Genomic DNA, 21,070 nt, shown 5'->3' with positions numbered 1-21,070 from the left:
GGGCTCAGCCCAGCGCCCAGGCGACATCCCTGAGCAGGGCGTGCCGCCAGCCCACCCGGTCGTGGCCCGAGGGCGACCGCGAGACCCGCACGGTCGCCCCGGCCGCCTCGGCCAGGGACTCGACCGCCTCGCAGTGGGGGAGCATCCGCGTCTCGTGTTCCCCCACGTCGAACGCGACCCGCAGCCCGGACAGCCCGGGGTGCTTCCGCAGCCGGCCGGCCAGGGCGCCCCCGGGCGGCCCGCCCAGCGGGTCCGCCGCACCCACGGCCTCCGGGGACCACCAGAACGACCCCGACTGCACCGCGACCCGTGACACCAGCTCCGGGAAGTCCAGCGCCGCGTGGAGCGCGCTCAGCCCGCCGAGGCTCTGCCCGGCCACCACCAGCCGGCCGGGGTCCGCCGGCACGCCGGACTCCGCCACCAGCGGCAGCAGTTCGTCGCGGACCGCCTCCCAGAGGCCGGGCCGGCATCCGAACTCCGCCTCCCGGTCCTTCACCGGCAGGAAGACCAGCGTGACCGGAGGCATCTCACCCGCGGCCACCGCGGAGTCGAACGCGGTGGTGGCCGGATGCAGATGGAGCCAGTCGTCCCCGTCGAGCAGCACCACCACCGGCCCGCCGCCGCCCGCCGGATGCACGCGTACGGTGCGCCGCCCGCCGAGCCGCTCGCTCGCCCAGCGCAGCCTCGTACGCGGAAGGGGCAGCACGTCGTCCGCTCCGACCAGGGGCCAGTGCGGCTGCGGCGGGGCGTCCGGGGTCGCGGCCAGCGAGCGGTCGCCCCCGGCGCCCGCCGGGTTGAGCGGATCGGCGTACGCCCCTTCGTCCGCGAGGAGTTGGTAGGTCACCCGCAGCCGCTCGGGCATCGCCACCTCGGCGTACCAGCAGTCCGTGTCGCCGAACCGGCGCAGCGGCACCGGCTCGGACCAGCTCTCGAAGACGACCCGCGCGGGGGACCCGCGCCACAGGAAGAGGGCCACCCAGCCGCCGTCGGGGGAGGGCACCGACAGGGGAGTGCGCGCCGCCGCCCAGAACGCCTCGGTCCCCGGAGTGCCGGACAGCCCGAAGTCCGCGAAGGGCGAGGGGCGGTGGCGGTCTGCCGCGAGGCCGGGGGCGGCCGTCACGGCCGGCCGGTGGTGCGGTGGGCGTCCGTGGTCCGGCGGCACGCGCCCAGCGGCGGGCGGGCTCCGTCCCCGGTACGGAAGCGTTCGGTCACGGGAAGCATCAACGTCTCCTTGTGAGAGGGAAGTCGAAAGGCTAGGCTCACGGTGATTAGGGTAGCCTAACCTGATGAATCCGTTCAGGGTGGGCGGCGGTCCGGCCGCGCACCACCCGCACGACACGGCCGCCCGGCCGGTCCGCCGAGGAGGCGCTGACACATGAGCACCAACCCGTTCGACGACCCCGAAGGCCGCTTCCTGGTCCTGGTGAACGACGAGGGCCAGCACTCGCTCTGGCCGTCCTTCGCCGAGGTCCCCGGAGGGTGGGCCATCGCCTTCGAGGAGAACACCCGGGAGGCGTGCCTGGAGTTCGTCGAGGCCAACTGGACCGACCTGCGGCCCCGTTCGCTCGCCGAGACCATGGGCGCCTGACGTCTGGGGGTGAGGTCGCCCCGACGCGCGGACGCTCTGATGCGCGGTCCGCGCCACGACGGGCGCCGGGGAAGACATCGCGCCCGCGCGCGGTTGTCGTCGTACATGACGTCATTCAAGGGCTTCCGCCCCGCCACCGCCGAACTCCTCGACGGCAGGAACTTCGCCACCCTCGCCACCGTCAACCCCGACGGTGGGCCGCAGACCTCGGTCGTCTGGTTCGAGCGTGAGGGCGACACGCTGCTCATCTCCGTGACCGCCGCGCGCAAGAAGGCCCGGAACATCGCGCGCGATCCGCGGGTCAGCCTCACGGTCTTCGATCTGGGCGACCCGTACCGGTCGGCCGAGATCCGGGGCACCGCCGAGCTGCTGCCCGACCCGGACAAGGAGTTGCCGAAGAGGCTCTCGCAGCGCTATCTGGCGCAGGACCCGCCTTCCGAGGGCCCCGAGGAGACGCGGCTGATCGTCCGTGTCACCCCGGAACGGGTGAACGACTTCGCGGCCGAGGTCTCCGTACCGGCCGAGTAGCCGCACCCGACCGGATGCCGAGCCGGGCCGATCGCCCCTTGCGGGACCGGCCGGCGTGCTCACCCGCCACCACGGGCCCCCGTGGCCGCCGCTGTTCCGCGGCTGCCGCCGGGGCCCGTCGTCGTACCCGCCGGGTCAGGGCCGCGGCGGGGTCCAGGCAGCGACGAGTTCGATGAGCCCGGGGAAGCGGGCGTCGAGGTCCTCGGTCCGTACGTGGCTGCGCCGTTCGAGGCCGTACTGCCGCTGCCGGGTGACCCCCGCCTCGCGCAACGCCTTGAAGTGGTGGGTCAGCGAGGACTTGGGGCGGTCCAGCCCGAACCAGCCGCAGGAGTGGTCGAACTCCTCCGATTCCAGAAGGAGTTTGCGGACGATGGTGAGCCTGAGGGGGTCGCTGAGCGCCCCGAGGACCGTTTCCAGGCGGAGATCCTGGACCGCGGGCTCCGGCAGCGGGTCGGGCAGGCCGAGAGGTGCGGCGGGAGCGGTGGGGATGACGTTCGTGTCGGGCATCGGTGGTCCCTCGCGGCTCGATTCCACTGTACGAGTTCAATCGTACTGCATGCTAAGTTCGACTCGACTCGTACTGCTGGGTGGTCGAAAGGAACAGCCATGTCCGAAACCGCGGCCCCGACCGAAACCGCATCCCCGACCGAAACCGCATCCCCGGCCGGAGCCGGAGGTGATGCCGGAGCCGAAGCCGCACCCGGGGGCAAGGGGTTACCCGCCCGTGCCGGCGGCCGGACGCCCGCACCGCTGTGGTGGGTCTGGCTCGCTGCCTGGCCGGTCACCGCCGTGTTCGTCCTCTCCAACGCGGCGACCCCGCTGTACGTGCTCTGGCAGCGCGACATCGGGTTCTCCAAGGGCACCTTGACGGTCGTCTTCGCCTTCTACATCGTCGGCCTCATCGGCTCCCTCCTGGTCTCGGGCGTGGTCTCCGACCGCGTCGGGCGCAAGCCCGTACTGCTGCCCGCCCTCGGGCTCGCCCTGGTCGCCTGCCTGGTCTTCGCCACCGCCACCGGTGTGGCCGCGCTGATCGTCGCGCGCCTGCTCACCGGGATCGCGGTGGGCGCCGTCGTCTCGGCAGGCATGGCGGCGGTGACCGACGTGGCGGGCGCGGACCGGAAGCGGACCGCCGCTCTGCTCGCCTCCTGCGCGATGGTCTTCGGAGCAGGACTCGGCCCCTTCCTTGCCGGTGTGCTCTCCGAGACGCTGCCCGCGCCGACCGTCACCGTCTTCGCCGTCGAAGCCGCACTGCTGGCCGGCGCCGTGGTCGCGGTTCTGCGCATGCCGATCCGGCGACCCGACCCCTCCCCGGCGGGCGCATGGGTGCGCGTACCCTCCGTCCCGCGCGGGAACGGCCGCCAACTCATGCTGGGCATCGCGGTGTTCGCCCCCGGCATCACCGCGACCTCGTTCATGCTGTCGCTCGGGCCCTCACTGCTCTCGGGTCTCCTGGGCACCACCAGCCGCATCGTCGCCGGAACCATGGCCTTCGCCATGTTCCTCGCCGCGACAGGAGTGCAGTTCGCGGTCCAGCGGCTGGCCCGCCCCCTCGTCCTGACAGCCGGAGCGGTCGCCACCGCGACGAGCATGCTGGTGCTGATCGCCGCCGTGCACACCGCCTCGGCGCCCCTCCTGATCACCTCCGCCCTCCTCGCCGGTGCGGGGCAGGGCCTGGGCCAGCTCGGAGGGCTCTCCCTGCTCAACGCGGCCGTCCCGCCCGGCCGCCTCGCGGAGGCCAACGCCGCACTGAACGTGGGAGGTTACGTCCCCGCGGGCCTGCTGCCCGTGACCGCCGGATACCTCAGCGACGCCGTCGGCCTGACCACCGGGGCCACCGCGTTCGGCTCGGTCCTCCTCGGCCTCGCGGTCGCCGGGGGCCTGGTGGTCCTCACGGACCGGCGGCGCGCACCAGTGGCCCGGCGCGCCTGACCCGGCCGCTCCGGACGGCGGGTCCGCCGCGAGGAGGCGCCGCGGACCCGCCCGTCGTGGTCACACGGGAGCCGGCAGCGTCCGCACCGCCCCCGGGGCCACGAGGGATTCGGCGCCGCTCGGCACGGGCACGGCGGAGAAGAGGGCGTCCTGCTCCCGCTGCAACTCCTGCTTGCGCGCCGCACTGGTGGAGGGGAGCCGCTGCTCCTCGTACAGCTTGTGGGTGGCCTCCTGGGCGTGCTTGCTGGCGGGGGTGTGGAACTGGATCTCGAAGAGCTGTCCCGAACGGGGCGCCCGCCAGCCGGTGTTGAGGGCCCGGTAGCCGCTCGTACGGCCCCAGGTGTTCGACCACTTGGTGCTGTCGTTCCCGAAGGCGTCCAGCGTGTCCGAGGCATTGGTGACACCGGCGGTGTACTCGGCGTCCTGCCACTGCACGGTGTAGCGCACGGCGTCCGAGATGCCGGCCAGCACCGTGTCGACATTGCGGCCGGAGTCCTCGCCGAGCGCGGTGGCGACCTTGCGCTTCAGGGAGTCGGGCGACTTCAGCCGCTGGTCGAAGCCGATGATCTCCGCGCCCGAGAGGGCGGCGGCGGTGCGGACCTGGACGCTGATGGTGCGCTCCGCCTGCCGGGCGTGGTCCAGGTAGGCGTCGACCTTGTTGTTCTCGTCGGCGGTCAGGGTCAGGCCGCCCTCGCCCTTCCAGCCCTGGTGCTCGTCGGCCGCGGCCACCGAACCCAGGGAGAGAACGGCGGTGGCGGCGACGGCGACGGCGGCACGGCCGACGACGACGGGTCGGGTGCTGATGTTCATGCGGCGTTACCGGTCTTTCTGGTGCGGGGGAAGTGATCCCGGTCCGTCAGGCGGATCACGCCCTGCGAACGATCATGACCGCCGCGAGTCACGTCCCGTACCGGACCGGAGAGCCGTCCCGGCCCCTGCTTGCCGTGCACGGCCGTCCGCCCGAGCGGGCGAGTGACCACCCGGGCGGTGCGTGCTTCACTCCGCTTCCCAGTCCCAGGTGTCGAAGTACGCCGTCTCACCCGACCGCCGGGCACCGTCGATGGCCAGCAGCCTGCGGTAGTCGCCGTCGGGCATGTGGTCCCGCCATTCCTCCAGCGGCCGTACGCGCACCTCGTCGTGCTCCGCCGGATCCAGGACGATCGCCTCGATCTGACGCCGGGTCAGCCGCCCGCCGTCGAAGACGCACCCGAAGGTGCTGTACGGCCACTGGGCGCCCGGCAGACCGTAGACGGCGGCCAGCAGACGCCGGGGAGGTCCGGCGACGACGATCCCGGTCTCCTCCCGGCACTCGCGCACCGCCGTACCCCAGGGACGCTCACCCGGGTCCATGGTGCCGCCGGGCACCTGCCACGGGTGCGAGGAGGAGTACACCGCGTGCAGTTGCAGGGGATGGCCGTCCTCGTCGGTGAAGTACAGCCCGGCGAAGCCCGTGGCGCGCATGACCGTCTCCGCGAACTGCGCGGTGGACAGGCCCGCCGCCTCCCCGGACTCCCGTACGGGCGTCCGGGTCATCCGCAGCAGCGCGGAGTCGCGGAAGAAGCCGAACCGCTCGTAGAACGGCGCCGGTTCGCCGCCGGTGTGCAGCGCGTACTCGGTGACGCCCAGCTCCTCCAGATGCCGCAGCAGCGCGCCCAGCGCGGTACTGGCGTAGCCGCGCCCGCGGTGGGCGGGCTCGGTGGCGACGGCGTCCACGTGCGCCGCCAGACCCTCGGGGGAGTCGCGCGACGGGAAGACCGGATGCACCAGGGCGAGCGCGCAACTGGCCAGCCCGCCGCCCCCCGGCGCGTCGACGACGTAGGCCACCGCGCTTCCGGCCGCCGCGAGACGGGCCGCCAGGAGGGTACGGGTCGCGGCGAACCGCTCCGGCGAAAGCGGCTCGGAGCACGTGTGCGCCGACTTCAGACGAGCGATCTCCGCCGCGTCTGCGGGAACGGCGGGCCGGGGCTCGGGGACGGCGAAGTACCGGGCGGCAACGGCCGGTACGCACCGGTCCCCGGCACCGTCCGGGCGGCGCGAACGCGGCACCGGGCTCCGCTCCCGGTTCACGGCCTCGGGCAGCGCCCGTTCGCCGTGCCCGGGAAGGGCCCGGCGCGTCCGGACCGGTGGCGCGGTGGGCTGCTCTCCGGCAGCCTCGCCCCTCATGCGAGGTCCCCGGGCCGCCGGGCGAGCCGCACGGTGAACACGCTCTCCTCGGTCAGCGGGCCGAGCGCGGCGTGCGCACCGAGGAGCCGGCGCACCTCGTCCTCGAAGGTGGGGTGCCGGTCGCCGAAGAGCGCCGGAGCGGCGAACGTCGTCGTGGCGAGATACCCCAGTACCCGGTCCGGACTCCACATCCGGGAAACCGGGAACGCGTACGTGCGCACCCGGCTGAACGCCGAAGCGGCCAGATCCTCTTCGTACGGCCGGGAGGGTTCCACGTACGCGTCGCCCGCCCCCGCGCGGCGGACGGGCCCCAGATACGACTGGATGAGCGCCCGCAGCGCACGCGTCCAGTCGGCGTCGTGCGTCCACAGGCTTCGGTCCTCCATCACCGCGAAGGCCGCACCCGGCGCGGCGATCCGGTCCGCCATCGCGAGGACGGCCGGCCGGTCCATCCAGTGGAAGGCCCGGCAGCAGGTGATCAGATGCGGACGGGGGGCCGAACCCCCGGGCGCGAAGTCCTCCGCCCGGCCGACGAACCGCGCGACGCGCGACGTGCCCAGTTCCGGCAGGAGTCGGTCCACCGCGGCACGCATCCGCTCCTTCCCCGTGTCCACCAGGGACACGTGGGCCGAGGGAACCAACCCGATCAAGGAAAGCGGCACTTGGCCGGTTCCCGTCCCGAGGTCCAGCAGCGCCGGACCGGGCACCCGGGCGAGCGTCCGCGCGAGAAGCCGGGCCGCCTCCGCCGGAACACCCGGCCGGTGACGTGCGTATGCCCGGGCGGAGCCGAAGAGGTCCGGTGGCGGGGGGCTCGGGGCCAGATGGTCTTCCGTCGTCAACGGTGTCGCTCCTTCGGGCATGTCGGCGCCGGGAGGGCACGCGGGCGGGCGAGGCGCGCATCGGCGTGGAAGTCCCCGCGCCGCGCGGGCCGGCCTGCTCGGCGGCCGGTGGGTGGAGGTCACCCACTGCCCTGTGAACGCACATTCCCGCCTCGCGGTCACGGACGCACCCGCCCGGTTTCGCCGGGCTGGAGGCCGCGGCCCCGGCACGTGCCCGGACCCGCCGCGTCCACCGGACCGCGGCCCGTTCACGAAGCCGCCACACCCCCCGCGCCGCAGCCTCGGGCCGGAACGGATCGCCGGGTCTCCAACCGCAGGCGTGGGCCCACTGCGTACGGGCGACGGACCTGCGACCAGCCCCCGCACGGGTCCTGCCGCGAGACTGCCGTCGGTCGCACTGGAACCTAGTGCAACAGGCTGACACCGCGCCGGAGTTGGCTGGCTCGTCCGGGTTCGCCCGATCGTCGCCGCGGTCGCGGACCGGACCGTGCCGCCGGAACCTCCGACGACTCCGCACCCCTCCCGGCGGCCGTCCGCCACCGGCGAGCTACCGCGCGACGAACACGGCCGTCAACCCGCACCCCGTGTGCTGATCCACGCCCGAATCAGGTCTGGTGTCACGCCGGTCGCAGGGGGCAGCATCAGACCCCCGCCCCTCGCCAACCGTGCACGGCGGCCCACGTTTCCGAAGGAGCCCTATCCATGCGCATCGGAGTGACCCGCGAGCCGACCGGGGAGACCCGGGTGGCCGCGACACCCACGACCGTAAGACAGCTCATCGCCCTCGGCTACGAACTGGTCGTCGAGTCCGGATCGGGCGAGCTCTCCGCCTTCACCGACCTCGCGTACACCGAGGCCGGAGCCACCGTGGGCACCGCGAACGAGGCGTGGAGCGCGGACATCGTCCTGCGCGTCAACGGCCCCTCGCCGGACGACGTCGACCGGCCGAAGGACGGCGCCTACCTCGTCTGCACCCTGGCCCCCGCACACAACCCCGGCCTCGTGGACGCCCTGGCCGAACGGGACATCACCGTGCTGGCCATGGACGCCGTGCCGCGCATCAGCCGCGCCCAGTCCCTGGACGTCCTCTCCAGCATGGCCAACATCGCCGGCTACCGCGCCGTCATCGAGGCCGCCCACGAGTTCGGCCGGTTCTTCACCGGCCAGGTGACCGCCGCCGGAAAGGTCCCGCCGGCCAAGGTGCTCGTGGCCGGCGCCGGAGTCGCCGGCCTGGCGGCGATCGGTGCCGCGTCCAGCCTCGGCGCCGTCGTACGCGCCACGGACCCACGCCCCGAGGTCGCCGACCAGGTCCGATCGCTGGGCGGTGAGTACCTCCCGGTCGTCGTCGACGAAGACGCCCAGCAGTCCGGCGACGGCTACGCCAAGGCCACCACGGACCTGTACGACACGGCCGCCGCCGAGCTCTACTCCGCCCAGGCCGCCGACGTCGACATCATCATCACCACCGCCCTCATCCCCGGCCGCCCGGCCCCCCGGCTGATCACCGAAGCCGACGTCGCCACCATGAAGGCCGGTTCCGTGATCGTCGACATGGCCGTCGCGCAGGGCGGCAACGTCGCCGGCAGCGCGGAGGGCCGGAGGATCGTCACCGCCAACGGCGTGACCATCCTCGGCTACAGCGACCTGGCGGGCCGCCTCCCCACCCAGGCCAGCCAGTTGTACGGCACCAACCTCGTCAACCTGCTGAAACTGCTCACCCCCGGAAAGGACGGCCACGCCGTCCTCGATCTCGACGACCCCGTCCAGCGCGGCATCACGGTCGTCCGCGCCACCGGGGACGGGCGCGGAGAGAAGCTCTGGCCGCCGCCCCCGGTCCAGGTCAGCGCGGCCCCCGCGACCGCTCCCGCCGCCACGGCGGCCCCGGCACCGCAGACGAAGACCCTGGCCGGTCCCGCGAAACTCGCACTCGTCCTCACCGGAATCGCCCTGCTCTGGCTGGTGATCGCGTTCGCCCCCGCGCCGATCCCGCAGAACTTCACCGTACTCACGCTGGCGGTCGTCATCGGCTACTACGTCATCGGCAAGGTCCACCACGCGCTCCACACACCCCTGATGAGCGTCACCAACGCCATCTCCGGGGTCATCGTCGTCGGAGCACTGGTCCAGGTCGGCCTCGGCGGGCACATGATCCAGGCGCTGGCCGGCCTCGCGACCCTGCTCGCCTCCATCAACATCGTCGGCGGCTTCGCGGTGACGCGCCGCATGCTCGCCATGTTCAGCAAGGGGAACTGACGTGACCGCAGCCTCGATCTCCACCGCGGCCTACCTCGTCGCCGCCCTGCTCTTCATCCTCTCCCTGGCGGGCCTGAGCAAGCACGAGACGGCCCGGCAGGGCTGGACGTACGGGGTCGCCGGCATGGCCGTCGCCCTCGCCGCCACCATCGGCCTGACCCTCCACGACACCTCGGTACGGGGCGCCACCGCGCTCGTCCTCGCGATCTCCCTCGCCGTCGGCGCGGTCATCGGGATCTGGCGCGCCCGCATGGTGCGGATGACCGGCATGCCCGAACTGATCGCGCTGCTCCACTCGTTCGTCGGACTCGCCGCCGTACTGGTCGGCTGGGCCTCCTACATCGAGGTCGAACGCCACGGAGAGGGCGGCTTCTCCGGATCGCTCCTGACCATCCACCACGCCGAGGTCTCCCTCGGCATCTTCATCGGCGCCGTCACCTTCACCGGCTCGATCGTCGCCAACCTCAAGCTGAGCGCGAGGATCAAGTCCGCCCCCCTCGTCCTGCCGGGCAAGAACGTCCTCAACCTCGGCGCGCTGCTCGCCTTCGTGGTCCTCACCGTCCTCTTCGCCGCCCGCCCGACGCTCTGGCCGGTCATCGCCGTGACCGCGATCGCGCTGCTCTTCGGGTGGCACCTGGTCGCCTCGATCGGCGGTGGCGACATGCCCGTCGTGGTCTCCATGCTCAACAGCTACTCCGGCTGGGCGGCTGCCGCGAGCGGCTTCCTGCTCGACAACGACCTGCTCATCGTCGTCGGCGCGCTGGTCGGCTCCTCGGGTGCCTACCTCTCGTACATCATGTGCAAGGCCATGAACCGCTCCTTCGTCTCCGTCATCGCGGGCGGCTTCGGGATCGAGGCGCCCGGGGGCGGCGGTGACGACGGGCTGGGGGAGCACCGCGAGACCAACGCCGACGAGACCGCCGAGCTCCTGGCCGGCGCCTCCCGCGTAGTGATCACCCCCGGTTACGGCATGGCGGTGGCCCAGGCGCAGTACCCGGTCGCCGAACTGACCCGCCTCCTGCGGTCCCGGGGCGTCGACGTGCGGTTCGCCATCCACCCGGTCGCGGGCCGCCTGCCGGGCCACATGAACGTGCTGCTCGCCGAAGCCAAGGTGCCCTACGACATCGTGCTGGAGATGGACGAGATCAACGACGACCTCGCCGGCACCGACGTCGTCCTGGTCATCGGCGCCAACGACACCGTCAACCCCGCCGCCATGGACGACCCCGGCAGCCCGATCGCCGGTATGCCGGTCCTGCGCGTCTGGGAGGCCGCGAACGTCGTCGTCTTCAAGCGGTCGATGGCCAGCGGATACGCCGGTGTGCAGAATCCGCTCTTCTTCCGCGAGAACACCGCCATGCTCTTCGGCGACGCGAAAACCAGGAGCGACGAGATCGTGGCCGCCCTGACCGCCCTCGCCGGCACCCGCGTGACGCCGGTCGCCGCTTGAGAGACCCGCCCGCCCGCCCCGCCCCGATGCCGGGCGCGGGCGGGCGGGCCCTCCGGCGCCCGGACGCCGCCCGTCGGCACCGGCGGAAACCCTCGGTGCGAAGATGCGACGACATGAGGAGTGGGTCGAACAAGGGATTGCTGTGGGCTACGAACTTTCGAACCGGCTCGTCGTCGGGATCGCGTCCAGCGCTCTCTTCGACCTGACCGAGTCGGACGCCATCTTCCGCGAGCAGGGCGAGAAGGGCTACCGCGACCACCAGGAGAAGCACCGGGACGACGAGCTCCGCCCGGGAGTGGCGTTCCCGTTCATCCGGCGCCTGCTGTCGCTGAACGACCTGAACGAGGCCGAAGACCCTCTGGTGGAGGTCATCGTCCTGTCCCGCAACGACCCCGACACCGGCCTGCGGGTCATGCGCTCCATAGCGTCCCACGGGCTGCCGATAAGCCGGGCCATCTTCCGGCAGGGCCGGTCACCGTACAACTTCATGCCCGCGCTCAACATGTCGCTGTTCCTGTCGGCGAACGAGCAGGACGTCCGCGAGGCCGTCTCCTCCGGCCTGGCGGCCGGCCACGTCCTGGGCGCACCGCACGAGGACGACTGGGACGACGACGACCTGCGCATCTCCTTCGACTTCGACGGCGTACTCGCCGGCGACGAGTCGGAGCAGGTGTTCCAGACCGGCGGGATCGAAGAGTTCCGCGCCCACGAGACGAGGAACGCCGCGATCCCGCACGGTGCCGGGCCGCTCAAGGAATTCCTCGCCGGTGTGAACCGCATCCAGCGGCGCGAGGAGGAGGAACGCGGCAGGAATCCCGGCTACCGGATCCGTCTCCACGTCTCCATCGTCACCGCGCGGAACGCGCCCGCCCACGAGCGCGCGGTCACCAGCCTCAAGGAGTGGGGTCTGAGGGTCAACGACGCCTTCTTCCTCGGCGGCATCGACAAGGGCGAGATCATGAAGATCCTCAGGCCGCACATCTTCTTCGACGATCAGGAGACCCACCTGGTCAGCACCTCGCGGACGACGCCCAGCGTGCACGTCCCGTTCGGGAAGATCAACGAGGTCGCCGAGGCCGACCGCCGCCCGGCCTGACCGCGGGCCCCGTCACCGCCCGACGAGCTTCCGCAGCGCGATGTTGAGCTGGAGGACGTTGACGCGGGGTTCCCCGATGAAGCCGAGGATGCGTCCGCTGGTGTGGTCGTCGACGAGCTTCGTGACCTGGTCGACGCCGAGGTGGTTGCGCTCGGCGACGCGGCGGATCTGGAGCTGTGCGTACTGGGGGGAGATGTCCGGGTCGAGGCCGGAGCCGGAGGAGGTGACGGCGTCGGCCGGCACGTCGTCGGGGCTGACCGGGTGGCCGGGGACGGAGTTGTCCTCGACGACCGCGGCCTTGGCGGCGGTGACGGAGTCGACCAGCTTCGGGTTGTCCCCCGCGAGGTTGGTCGCTCCGGAGACGAGCAGCTCGTACTGGGTGTTGACGGTGTTGGTGCCGAGGCCGTCGGACGGGCGGGGCTGGAACCACGCGAGGTCCGGGTCCGCCGTCTCCTGGCCGTCCTTGAGAGGCAGGTCGAAGCGCTGGCCGATCAGCTCGGAGCCGACGACCTTGCCGTTCGCCGTGATCTCGGAGCCGTCCGCACGGCCGGGCATGAGGCCCTGGGCGATGCCGGTGATGACGAGGGGGTAGACGACGCCGCAGACCACGGTGAGGACGAGCAGGGCCCGCAGTGCCGCCCAGAGCAGCCGGCCGGTGTTTCCTGGAGAACTGGACATGGCGGATCAGCCGATTCCGGGGATGAGGGAGATGATCAGGTCGATGATCTTGATGCCGATGAACGGGGCGATCAGGCCGCCGAGGCCGTACATCCCGAGGTTGCGGCGGAGCATGCTGTCCGCGCCGGCCGGCCGGTAGCGGACGCCCTTGAGGGCGAGCGGCACCAGCGCCAGGATGATCAGCGCGTTGAAGACGACGGCGGACAGGATCGCGGACCGGGACGAGGACAGATCCATGATGTTGAGCTTGTCGAGCCCGGGGTAGGCCGCGGTGAACATGGCCGGGATGATCGCGAAGTACTTCGCGACGTCGTTGGCGATGGAGAACGTGGTGAGCGCGCCCCGGGTGATCAGGAGCTGCTTGCCGATTTCCACGATCTCGATCAGTTTGGTGGGGTTGGAGTCCAGGTCCACCATGTTCCCGGCCTCCTTGGCGGCCGAGGTGCCCGTGTTCATCGCTACGCCGACGTCGGCCTGGGCGAGGGCGGGGGCGTCGTTCGTCCCGTCGCCGGTCATCGCGACGAGCTTGCCGCCCGCCTGCTCCCGCTTGATGAGGGCCATCTTGTCCTCGGGCGTCGCCTCGGCGAGGAAGTCGTCGACCCCCGCCTCCTCGGCGATCGCCTTCGCGGTCAGCGGGTTGTCCCCGGTGATCATCACCGTGCGGATGCCCATCCGGCGCAGTTCGTCGAACCGCTCCCGCATGCCCTCCTTCACGACGTCCTTCAGGTGCACCACACCCAGCACCCGGGCGCCCCGGTCGTCGCGCACGGCCACCAGGAGCGGGGTACCCCCGGCCGCGGAGATCGCGTCGGACAGCGGGCCCGCGTCACCGGAGACCGTACCGCCCTGGTCACGGACCCAGCCGAGCACGGAACCCGACGCGCCCTTGCGTACGGCGCGGCCGTCCACGTCCACGCCCGACATGCGGGTCTGGGCGGTGAACTCGACCCAGACGGCATCCGACAACTCTCCCTGATGGCGTTCGCGCAGCCCGTACTTCTCCTTGGCGAGGACCACGATCGAGCGGCCCTCCGGCGTCTCGTCGGCGAGCGAGGAGATCTGGGCGGCGTCGGCGAGCTCCGCCTCGGTCACCCCGGTGACCGGGAGGAATTCGGCGGCCTGGCGGTTGCCGAGGGTGATGGTGCCGGTCTTGTCGAGCAGCAGCGTCGACACGTCGCCCGCGGCTTCGACGGCCCGGCCGGACATGGCCAGGACGTTGCGCTGCACCAGCCGGTCCATCCCGGCGATGCCGATCGCGGAGAGCAGCGCGCCGATCGTGGTCGGGATCAGACAGACCAGCAGCGCGGCCAGCACGATCATCGACTGCTTGCTGCCCGCGTAGACCGCGAACGGCTGCAGGCTGACGACGGCGAGCAGGAAGACGATCGTCAGCGACGCCAGCAGGATGTTCAGCGCGATCTCGTTCGGCGTCTTCTGCCGCGCCGCGCCCTCGACCAGATTGATCATCCGGTCGATGAAGGTCTCGCCCGGCTTTGTCGTGATCTTGATCAGGACGCGGTCGGAGAGGACCTTCGTTCCGCCGGTGACGGCACTGCGGTCACCGCCGGACTCACGGATCACCGGCGCCGACTCGCCCGTGATCGCGGACTCGTCGACCGAGGCCACACCCTCCACGACATCACCGTCGCCCGGAATGACGTCGCCCGACTCGCACACCACCAGGTCGCCGACGCGCAGCTCGGTGCCGGGAACCTGCTCCTCCTTCTCACCGACGAGTCGGCGGGCGACCGTGTCGGTCTTGGCCTTGCGCAGGGTGTCGGCCTGCGCCTTGCCGCGGCCCTCGGCCACCGCCTCGGCGAGGTTGGCGAAGATCGTCGTCAGCCAGAGCCAGGCCGTGATGGCCCAGCCGAACCAGTCGGTGGGGTCCGTGGCGGCCAGGACGGTGGTGAGCACCGACCCGATCAGCACGACGAACATCACGGGGGACCTGACCATCACCCGGGGGTCGAGCTTCCGTACGGCGTCGGGGAGCGAACCGAGCATTTGCCGGGGGTCGAAGAGGCCGCCGCCGACGCGACCTTCGCCGCTGTGGCCGGTGGGTGCGTCCTGGTGCGGCGCCCGGGACGGGGTGACAGCGGACATGGAGTCCTCTTGCTTCGGGCCGGTGGTCATGACGCCAGCCCCTCGGCCAGCGGGCCCAGCGCGAGCGCCGGGAAGTAGGTGAGACCGGTGACGATCAGGATCGTGCCGGCCAGCAGGCCGCTGAAGAGCGGCTTGTGGGTGCTGAGGGTGCCCGTCGTCGCCGGTACGGGCTTCTGCTCGGCCAGCGAGCCCGCCAGAGCGAGGACGAAGACCATGGGCAGGAACCGGCCGAGGAGCATGACGATCCCGAGCGTGGTGTTGAACCACTGGGTGTCGGCGTTCAGCCCCGCGAAGGCGGAGCCGTTGTTGTTCGCGCCGGAGGTGTAGGCGTAAAGGATCTCCGAGAAGCCGTGCGCGCCCGGGTTCAGCATCGAACGCGGCGGGGTCGGGAGAGCCATCGCGGTGGCCGCGAAGCCGAGCACCAGTGCGGGGGTGATCAGGATGTAGCAGGCCGCGAACTTGATCTCGCGGGTGCCGATCTTCTTCCCCAGGTACTCCGGCGTGCGGCCGACCATCAGACCGGCGATGAACACCGCGATCATCGCCATGATCAGGATGCCGTAGAGCCCCGATCCGGTACCGCCGGGGGCGATCTCGCCGAGCTGCATGCCCAGCAGGGCGATGCCGCCGCCGAGGCCCGTGAACGAGGAGTGGAACGCGTTCACGGCCCCGGTCGACGTCACAGTCGTGGCCACCGCGAAAACGGACGAACCGCCGATGCCGAAGCGGGCTTCCTTGCCCTCCGTCGCTCCGCCGGCGATGTCGAACGCGGGGCCGTGGTGGGCGAATTCGGTCCACATCATCAGGGCGGTGAAGCCGACCCAGATGACGGCCATGGTGCCGAGGATCGCGTAGCCCTGCTGGAGCGAGCCGACCATCCGCCCGAAGGTACGGGTCAGGGCGGAGGGGATGAGCAGGATCAGGAAGACCTCGAAGAGGTTGGAGAGACCGTTGGGGTTCTCGTAGGGGTGCGCGGAGTTGGCGTTGAAGTAGCCGCCGCCGTTCGTGCCCAGCTCCTTGATGGCCTCCTGGGAGGCGACGGCGCCGCCGTTCCACTGCTGGGAGCCGCCCGTGAACTGGCCGACGTCGTGGATGCCGGAGAAGTTCTGGAGGGCGCCGCACGCGACCAGCACCAGCGCGCCGATCACCGCGATCGGCAGCAGGATGCGGACGGTGCCGCGGACCAGGTCGGCCCAGAAGTTGCCGAGTTCGCCGTCGCCCGTACGGGCGAACGCGCGGACGAGCGCGACGGCGACGGCCATGCCGACGGCGGCGGAGACGAAGTTCTGCACCGCGAGGCCGCCGGTCTGCACGACGTGGCCCATGGCCTGCTCGCCGTAGTACGACTGCCAGTTGGTGTTGGCGACGAAGGACGCCGCCGTGTTGAACGCCTGGTCCGGGTCGATCGAGGCGAACCCCAGCGAACCCGGCAGGCCACCCTGCACCCGCTGCAGCAAATACAGGAAGAGAACGCTCACCGCGGAGAGGGCCAGCACCCCGCGGAGGTACGCGGGCCAGCGCATCTGGGTGTTCGGGTTGGCGCCGACGGCCTTGTACGCCCACTTCTCGACGCGCAGGTGCTTGTCGCAGGAGTAGACGTGGGCCATGTGGTCGCCGAGCGGGCGGTAGGCCAGGGCGAGCGCCACGAGGAGCGCGAGAACCTGGAGCGCACCGGCGAGGACGGGACTCATGGCTGTCTTCAGAACCTCTCCGGGTACAGGAGGGCGAGGACGAGATAGCCCAGCAGGGCGACGGCCACGACGAGGCCGACGACGTTCTCGGCGGTCACAGCTTCGCCACCCCCCTGGCGATGAGCGTCACCAGCGCGAAGACCGCGATCATGACGACGACGAAGACCACGTCGGCCATTTCCCTGCTCCTCGGGCCGTGCGTCGGACAGGGCCGCCCCGGACCAGCAGGCTCCCCGTGGAAGCCTCCGGCTGGAGCCGGACCCTCCAAGACCCAGCAAATCCCCGGGGCGGCCGGTTCCGCCTGCCGTGGACAGGACACCGGCCGGCCGCCTGCGCCCTTTTGACGCGCTGCGGACAAGGCGTCCGCCCCGGCACGGAAAGGACAGGGCCGTTTAGCCCGTCCGGGGCGCCTCCCCGCAGCCACAGCCCTGGCGCCCCGCCCGGCCGCGCCCGCGGCGGGGCAAGCCCCCGGACGTTCCCGTACGGTCCGTCAGGCGGCGTCCGGACCGGCCGGTGCCCCGCGCGTGAGGATGTCGAGTCCGCGCCGGGTCGTCGCCAGGACGACCCGGTCCCCGGCCCGCAGGACGCGGCCGTGGGGAGGACGCCAGTCGAAGCCGGCACGGTCGAGGGGGTCCTGACCGCCGAGAGTCTCGGAGGGGGAGCCGACGGGCGTTCCCCGGACCGCGGAACCCACGGCGAGGACGCGCCACTCGTTCCGGGCGAACGCCTCGTGGACGGAGAAGCCCTCCAGCGCCGGATGGCCCGCCACGTCGACGGTGGTGAACAGGAGCACTCCTCGCTCGACCGGCATCACGCCCACGACGTGGCGGCCCATCATCGCCGCGGCGAACGCCGGTGAGGCGAGCGCGGAGACGCTCCGGCTGCGGGTCACCGCGTCCGGATAGGAGGCGCGCAGGGTGAGCGAGACGGTGGCCGCGAAGTCGTCGTCGTACAGCCGCATCACCGCCCGTACGCCCGGGTTGGCCTCGCGCGCGGCCATCACGATGTCCAGGTTGGCGCTGTCGTCGCTGGTCAGGACGAGCAGGGAAGCGCTCTGCGCGATCCGGGCGAGGTCCAGGGCACGGGGACCGGTGGCGTCCTCCAGGATCAGGGGCACACCGAGTTCCCGGGCCACCGCGACCCCCCGTGCCCGCGGATCGCGTTCGACGGCGACGACCCGGTGATGGGCGGAGCGCAGCCGCACCAGGACCCGGGTGCCCACCTTGCCCAGCCCGACGAGCACGATGTGGTCCCCGAGGTCGTCGGAGGGCAGGTGGTTGATCGACGCGGCGCGGAAGGCACCGGTGGCGTTGATGGTGGCGGCCACCACGAGCGGGAGGATCGCGATGCCCGTGAAGCCCGCGATCAACTGGAGAAACTTGCGCGCCCGGGGTTCTCCGGTGGCGGGATCGCCCATGGTGAAGATGTCCAGCAGCGGAAGGTACACCGCTTTCCACAGGGGTATGCCGTCGACGGCCGCCCAGGTCGCGAGGGAGAGCAGCGCCACGACCGCCGCCAGCACACCGAACACGGAGGTCATCTCGCGCGAGACGAACACCTTCCACGGCAGGTGGGTGAGGTGTTCACGCAGCCGGCCGCCGATTCCGCGCGAGGCCGAGGGAACCTCCAGCGTGCGGTCGGCGGTCACCTCCTCCAGCATCAGCCGCCCGTGCGTGAACTGGCTGTGGTACGCGGTGACGGTGTCCGGCAGGAGCTGGGTTCCCCCGTCCCCGGGAGTCTCCGCGCTGTCCTCGCTGCGCGGATCGTGCCGGTCCGTACCGGAGAAGACGGCCAAGGTGGCGAGATCCGCCGTGTGCGGGGGAGTCCCGGCCGGCCGGACCACTCCCCGGAAGACCTTGCCCGCGACCTGGAGGGTGTGCCCGTGCCCGAGCGCCGCCGCGGCGACCAGCTCGGGAACCGCCGTGTCGGCGTCGGAGAGCACCGTGGTCGACGTGTCGAGCGGCAAGTCGGCCGGCGGGGAGTCCTGGGGCGAGGCGTCCGGCCGGTTCCGGCGGGCCAGGACGGCACGGTCCAGCAGCTGTTCGAGGTGACGCCCGCGCTCACGGTGGTACATCCGGATGACCAGCCGGACGGACGGATTGATGCTCCGGGCGAGCAGGGCCGCCATCATGTTGGTCTGGTCGTCGCCGTAGGTCAGGGCGAGGGCGGCGGCCTGTTCGACCCCTGCCGCCCGGAGCGCCTGCTCGTCCGGACGCGCCGCGACCAGCAGCTCGATGCCGGAGGTGGGGTCCCGGTGGAGCGCGTCGATCTCTCCGCCGTGCTCGTGGTGGCGCGACGGCAGGACGACGGTGACGGTCTCTCCGCACACCGCGTCGAGTTCGACCGCGAGGCGGCGGGCCAGGCCGTCGTCACCGCAGATCACCATGTGCCGCGAGCGCGGGGTGTCGTGCGGGACGGCTGATGAAGTCGTGATCACACGCGCCAGCCTGCCGCTTCCACGGTGTTCGATTCCAGCCCGACCGGAAGTCCGGCGTCAACGTTCCGTATGGGAAAGGCCGATGACCGAGATCCGTCGCCGTTCGGGGACTCTGCGCGGAAGTCCCGGCGGGACGACCGGCACGCCGGCTCCGTCGGGCGGCGGGGGCGTACAGGTCTTCGCCGCCGCGTGACGTGCGTCACTCGCGACAGGAGTTGAGCGGTTGTGACCGGAGGCTGATCACGGGGGTCGGCCTGTCTGCTCCGGCCCGTTTTCCCTGGTGGACGCCTTGAGCGCGAAGTAACTGTGCAGTAGCGCACCGCAGTTGTCACTGTCGCTTGGTGACCACATGATCGCTCCGGGTCAAAAAAGTTGGCTTCCCCGTACGCGTTTGCCCATGAAGGTTCGTAAGGCTGCGATTGAGGACAGCGAAGTCCTCCGGTGCTCCTGGGAGGGAGGAGCGCCGTGTCATGACCCCAAGGAACAGGACCCGTGACCGTTCACGATCTTCTCTCAGTGCTGGTGGTACCCACCGTCCTGCGTGTCTTCGCCCCCGACGTACGCGCCCTGACCAGGCGTCTGCTGCGCGCCGGGGTACGGATCGGCGCCACCGAACTCCTGACGGAGCCCCATGAGGCCTCCGCCCCCGCCACGGCGGCCCAGCCGCCCCTCTCCCGCCGCGGGGAGAGGTGAAGCCCATGACCGGCAAGCCGCTGTCCGACGAGCCCGACCTCCCGGACGAGCCCCGGGAAACGCCCCCGGGGGCCGGGCTCCCCGAGGAGCGCCACTTCCTGGAGGAACTCCGCGACCTCGAAGGCATCGAGTACGAGATGACACCGGATCAAGAGGCCTTCTACGACCTCTACGCCCGGGCCCACCTGCGCTACGCCCACACCATGCTCGGCAGCAAACAGGCCGCTCTGGCGGTGGTGCGCCGCTGCTACTCCCACCTCGCCCTGAACTGGAACAACGTTCTCCTCGAAGAGAACCCTGAGGCGTACGCGTGGAAACTGCTCAAGCAGCGGGTGGAGACGCACCTGCGGATGACGGGCCGGCCCTCCCGTGCGGTGCAGACCGCCGCCTTCCAGCAGGCCGTCCGCGCGACTCTGGAGGCCGGGCGGCGCCAGTTCGCGGTGATGGAATCCCCCCTCGGCCTCTATGCCGCGATAGCCGGCCTGCCCGAGCGGCAGTTCGACGTCATCGTCATGCACTACGTCCTGGACTTCTCCTCGACCAAGGTCGCCGACGTCATGGGCATCAAGCCCGACACCGTCCGCTCCCACCGGCGACTTGCCCGTGAGCGCATCGCCACCAAACTCGGCCTGGCCCTGAGCCCGGCCGCCGACGAGAAGGAAGAGGAGTAGCGCCGTGCGCAGCAACCGAGACGCACTGGGCGGGGCCGGGTACCCCGACCCGTTCACCGACGACGATCTCGCCGACCTCAAACGCGAGATCGTCCGCGACGTGACCTCGACCCTGATGTTCGGCACCAAGCTCGCCCCCGAGGGCCACTTCCCCACCTCGCACGAGCGGGCCGACCTCCGCCTGACCACCCTGTGCACACACCTTCTGCGCCATCGTGACGCTGCCGAACATGTCGCCCAACTCGCCCACGACGGCATGGACGACGAGGGGGCACTCCGTTTCGCCTCACTGCTCTTCCTCGTCGACGAACGCGAAGGGGCGCGGTTCTGGTGGGGGTTCGCCGCCGGTGCGGAGAACGCCACCGCCGCCCAGTGCCTGCACCTCTACCACCTGGCCCGCGGTGAACTGCGCGACGCCGATCTCTGGGCCCGGCAGGCGCTCTCCGCGGAAAGGCCCACCGTCCCACGCTTGCCCGCCCGCCGCGCACCCGTGCGGCGCGAGGCCCTGCGCGCAGCTGTGGGCCGGCTCAAGGTCGATGCCGCCGAGGAGTCGGGCCACAGCAGGGTTCCCCGCCCCGCCCAGGACCTCGCGGACCGGATCGAAGAACTCGCCGAGGCCCTGTAGCGCCCCGGGCCCCGGGCTCTGCGCGCGTAGCGGAGCCCGGGGCCCGTCCTGCTCGGGCGCGGTCGCCGACAGGTCGGTACGCCACCCCACTCTGTTCCGTGCTCAGGCCGTGCGAGGCGGCTTTGTGACCGCCGAATCCCGCCGGCGGTGGACGGGGCGAAGGCCCGCGTCCCGATGCCCCGGCCCGGCGCGTGGCCGCGGCGCGCGGGGATCCGGGCGCCGCGGCGGTGGGGCGTCGACTCGGCAAGGCGCTTCGCCGACCTCGCGGACGAGGGAGACGACGCAGCGTCGACCACGGCCGGACGACAGGTCGGTACCGCTCGCGG

The 21,070-nt window shown here is 71.7% G+C and carries 19 protein-coding genes; 9 read left to right on the top strand and 10 right to left on the bottom strand.

Annotated elements, in window-relative coordinates; translation table 11 throughout:
• Positions 1-4: 4 nt before the first annotated feature.
• Positions 5-1,120: an alpha/beta hydrolase-fold protein gene (locus ACFWEE_RS19425; protein WP_386890589.1), complete on the bottom strand. Its 1,116-nt coding sequence runs from the start codon at positions 1,118-1,120 to the stop codon at positions 5-7.
• A 255-nt stretch (positions 1,121-1,375) separates the two neighbouring features.
• Here ACFWEE_RS19425 and ACFWEE_RS19420 point away from each other — a divergent pair, with 255 nt between their 5' ends.
• Together ACFWEE_RS19420 and ACFWEE_RS19415 are read left to right on the top strand one after the other, a co-directional pair.
• Positions 1,376-1,588, top strand: coding sequence for an MbtH family protein (locus tag ACFWEE_RS19420; protein WP_386890587.1), 213 nt, complete (start codon positions 1,376-1,378; stop codon positions 1,586-1,588).
• 105 nt (positions 1,589-1,693) lie between these two features.
• A complete protein-coding gene (locus ACFWEE_RS19415; protein WP_386890585.1) occupies positions 1,694-2,116 on the top strand; it encodes a PPOX class F420-dependent oxidoreductase in 423 nt (140 codons plus the stop codon).
• Positions 2,117-2,251: 135 nt separating this feature from the next.
• On the opposite strand, the gene ACFWEE_RS19410 is transcribed toward ACFWEE_RS19415, so the two are convergent.
• Complete coding sequence (locus ACFWEE_RS19410; RefSeq protein WP_386890584.1) at positions 2,252-2,623, bottom strand: ArsR/SmtB family transcription factor; 372 nt, start codon at positions 2,621-2,623, stop codon at positions 2,252-2,254.
• A gap of 243 nt (positions 2,624-2,866) precedes the next feature.
• Here ACFWEE_RS19410 and ACFWEE_RS19405 point away from each other — a divergent pair, with 243 nt between their 5' ends.
• Positions 2,867-4,045: an MFS transporter gene (locus ACFWEE_RS19405; protein ID WP_386890603.1), complete on the top strand. Its 1,179-nt coding sequence runs from the start codon at positions 2,867-2,869 to the stop codon at positions 4,043-4,045.
• Positions 4,046-4,105: 60 nt separating this feature from the next.
• Here the strand turns inward: ACFWEE_RS19405 and ACFWEE_RS19400 are convergent, their stop codons facing one another.
• The 3 genes from ACFWEE_RS19400 to ACFWEE_RS19390 form a co-directional block, all read right to left on the bottom strand.
• The gene (locus tag ACFWEE_RS19400; RefSeq protein WP_386890583.1) at positions 4,106-4,855 is read right to left on the bottom strand and encodes an ATP nucleotide 3'-pyrophosphokinase; all 750 of its coding nucleotides are present in this window, start codon (positions 4,853-4,855) and stop codon (positions 4,106-4,108) included.
• A 186-nt stretch (positions 4,856-5,041) separates the two neighbouring features.
• The gene (locus ACFWEE_RS19395; protein WP_386890581.1) at positions 5,042-6,208 is read right to left on the bottom strand and encodes a GNAT family N-acetyltransferase; all 1,167 of its coding nucleotides are present in this window, start codon (positions 6,206-6,208) and stop codon (positions 5,042-5,044) included.
• The gene (locus ACFWEE_RS19390) at positions 6,205-7,047 is read right to left on the bottom strand and encodes a class I SAM-dependent methyltransferase (protein WP_386890580.1); all 843 of its coding nucleotides are present in this window, start codon (positions 7,045-7,047) and stop codon (positions 6,205-6,207) included. Before ACFWEE_RS19390 ends, ACFWEE_RS19395 begins: the two co-directional genes overlap by 4 nt.
• 702 nt (positions 7,048-7,749) lie before the next feature.
• On the opposite strand from ACFWEE_RS19390, the gene ACFWEE_RS19385 reads away from it, so the two are divergent.
• From ACFWEE_RS19385 to ACFWEE_RS19375, 3 genes are all read left to right on the top strand, one after another.
• Positions 7,750-9,300, top strand: a complete 1,551-nt coding sequence (locus tag ACFWEE_RS19385) for a Re/Si-specific NAD(P)(+) transhydrogenase subunit alpha (RefSeq protein ID WP_386890579.1) — start codon at positions 7,750-7,752, stop codon at positions 9,298-9,300.
• A gap of 1 nt (position 9,301) precedes the next feature.
• Positions 9,302-10,750, top strand: a complete 1,449-nt coding sequence (pntB, locus tag ACFWEE_RS19380; protein WP_386890578.1) for a Re/Si-specific NAD(P)(+) transhydrogenase subunit beta — start codon at positions 9,302-9,304, stop codon at positions 10,748-10,750.
• 142 nt (positions 10,751-10,892) lie between these two features.
• Positions 10,893-11,846, top strand: a complete 954-nt coding sequence (locus ACFWEE_RS19375; protein WP_386890577.1) for a 5'-nucleotidase — start codon at positions 10,893-10,895, stop codon at positions 11,844-11,846.
• Positions 11,847-11,858: 12 nt separating this feature from the next.
• Here the strand turns inward: ACFWEE_RS19375 and ACFWEE_RS19370 are convergent, their stop codons facing one another.
• From ACFWEE_RS19370 to ACFWEE_RS19350, 5 genes are all read right to left on the bottom strand, one after another.
• Complete coding sequence (locus tag ACFWEE_RS19370) at positions 11,859-12,524, bottom strand: potassium-transporting ATPase subunit C (protein ID WP_386890576.1); 666 nt, start codon at positions 12,522-12,524, stop codon at positions 11,859-11,861.
• Positions 12,525-12,530: 6 nt separating this feature from the next.
• Positions 12,531-14,657 (bottom strand): potassium-transporting ATPase subunit KdpB, encoded by a 2,127-nt coding sequence (gene kdpB, locus ACFWEE_RS19365; RefSeq protein WP_386890575.1) that lies wholly within the window; start codon positions 14,655-14,657, stop codon positions 12,531-12,533.
• Positions 14,654-16,318: a potassium-transporting ATPase subunit KdpA gene (gene kdpA / locus ACFWEE_RS19360; protein WP_386890574.1), complete on the bottom strand. Its 1,665-nt coding sequence runs from the start codon at positions 16,316-16,318 to the stop codon at positions 14,654-14,656. The genes kdpB and kdpA overlap by 4 nt, the downstream gene beginning before the upstream one ends.
• 8 nt (positions 16,319-16,326) lie before the next feature.
• Entirely contained in the window at positions 16,327-16,416 is a 90-nt protein-coding gene (gene kdpF, locus ACFWEE_RS19355; RefSeq protein WP_037777601.1) for a K(+)-transporting ATPase subunit F, read from the bottom strand.
• Between the two features lie 392 nt (positions 16,417-16,808).
• Positions 16,809-18,755 (bottom strand): NAD-binding protein, encoded by a 1,947-nt coding sequence (locus ACFWEE_RS19350; protein ID WP_386890573.1) that lies wholly within the window; start codon positions 18,753-18,755, stop codon positions 16,809-16,811.
• Positions 18,756-19,247: 492 nt separating this feature from the next.
• On the opposite strand from ACFWEE_RS19350, the gene ACFWEE_RS19345 reads away from it, so the two are divergent.
• Genes ACFWEE_RS19345 through ACFWEE_RS19335 form a run of 3 tightly spaced genes read left to right on the top strand, consistent with a single transcriptional unit; the run spans position 19,248 to position 20,744 of the window.
• The gene (locus ACFWEE_RS19345; protein ID WP_386890571.1) at positions 19,248-19,448 is read left to right on the top strand and encodes a hypothetical protein; all 201 of its coding nucleotides are present in this window, start codon (positions 19,248-19,250) and stop codon (positions 19,446-19,448) included.
• A 5-nt stretch (positions 19,449-19,453) separates the two neighbouring features.
• On the top strand, positions 19,454-20,119 hold the full coding sequence (locus tag ACFWEE_RS19340) for a sigma-70 family RNA polymerase sigma factor (protein WP_386890569.1): 666 nt from the start codon (positions 19,454-19,456) through the stop codon (positions 20,117-20,119).
• Positions 20,120-20,123: 4 nt separating this feature from the next.
• Positions 20,124-20,744 (top strand): hypothetical protein, encoded by a 621-nt coding sequence (locus tag ACFWEE_RS19335; RefSeq protein WP_386890567.1) that lies wholly within the window; start codon positions 20,124-20,126, stop codon positions 20,742-20,744.
• Positions 20,745-21,070 lie beyond the last annotated feature (326 nt).

This window comes from Streptomyces sp. NPDC060184, assembly GCF_042728795.1.
In the GTDB taxonomy this organism is placed as follows: domain Bacteria; phylum Actinomycetota; class Actinomycetes; order Streptomycetales; family Streptomycetaceae; genus Streptomyces.
The sequence above is the reverse complement of the archived record's forward strand: the minus strand, read 5'-3'. Positions and strand labels throughout refer to the sequence as shown.

Excerpts from the sequence above, each read along its gene's own strand:
- kdpA (WP_386890574.1), bottom strand. The coding sequence starts at position 16,318 with ATGAGTCCCGTCCTCGCCGGTGCGCTCCAGGTTCTCGCGCTCCTCGTG.
- ACFWEE_RS19400 (WP_386890583.1), bottom strand. The coding sequence starts at position 4,855 with ATGAACATCAGCACCCGACCCGTCGTCGTCGGCCGTGCCGCCGTCGCC.
- ACFWEE_RS19340 (WP_386890569.1), top strand. The coding sequence starts at position 19,454 with ATGACCGGCAAGCCGCTGTCCGACGAGCCCGACCTCCCGGACGAGCCC.
- kdpB (WP_386890575.1), bottom strand. The coding sequence starts at position 14,657 with ATGACCACCGGCCCGAAGCAAGAGGACTCCATGTCCGCTGTCACCCCG.
- ACFWEE_RS19395 (WP_386890581.1), bottom strand. The coding sequence starts at position 6,208 with ATGAGGGGCGAGGCTGCCGGAGAGCAGCCCACCGCGCCACCGGTCCGG.
- ACFWEE_RS19385 (WP_386890579.1), top strand. The coding sequence starts at position 7,750 with ATGCGCATCGGAGTGACCCGCGAGCCGACCGGGGAGACCCGGGTGGCC.
- ACFWEE_RS19410 (WP_386890584.1), bottom strand. The coding sequence starts at position 2,623 with ATGCCCGACACGAACGTCATCCCCACCGCTCCCGCCGCACCTCTCGGC.
- ACFWEE_RS19420 (WP_386890587.1), top strand. The coding sequence starts at position 1,376 with ATGAGCACCAACCCGTTCGACGACCCCGAAGGCCGCTTCCTGGTCCTG.
- ACFWEE_RS19415 (WP_386890585.1), top strand. The coding sequence starts at position 1,694 with ATGACGTCATTCAAGGGCTTCCGCCCCGCCACCGCCGAACTCCTCGAC.
- ACFWEE_RS19370 (WP_386890576.1), bottom strand. The coding sequence starts at position 12,524 with ATGTCCAGTTCTCCAGGAAACACCGGCCGGCTGCTCTGGGCGGCACTG.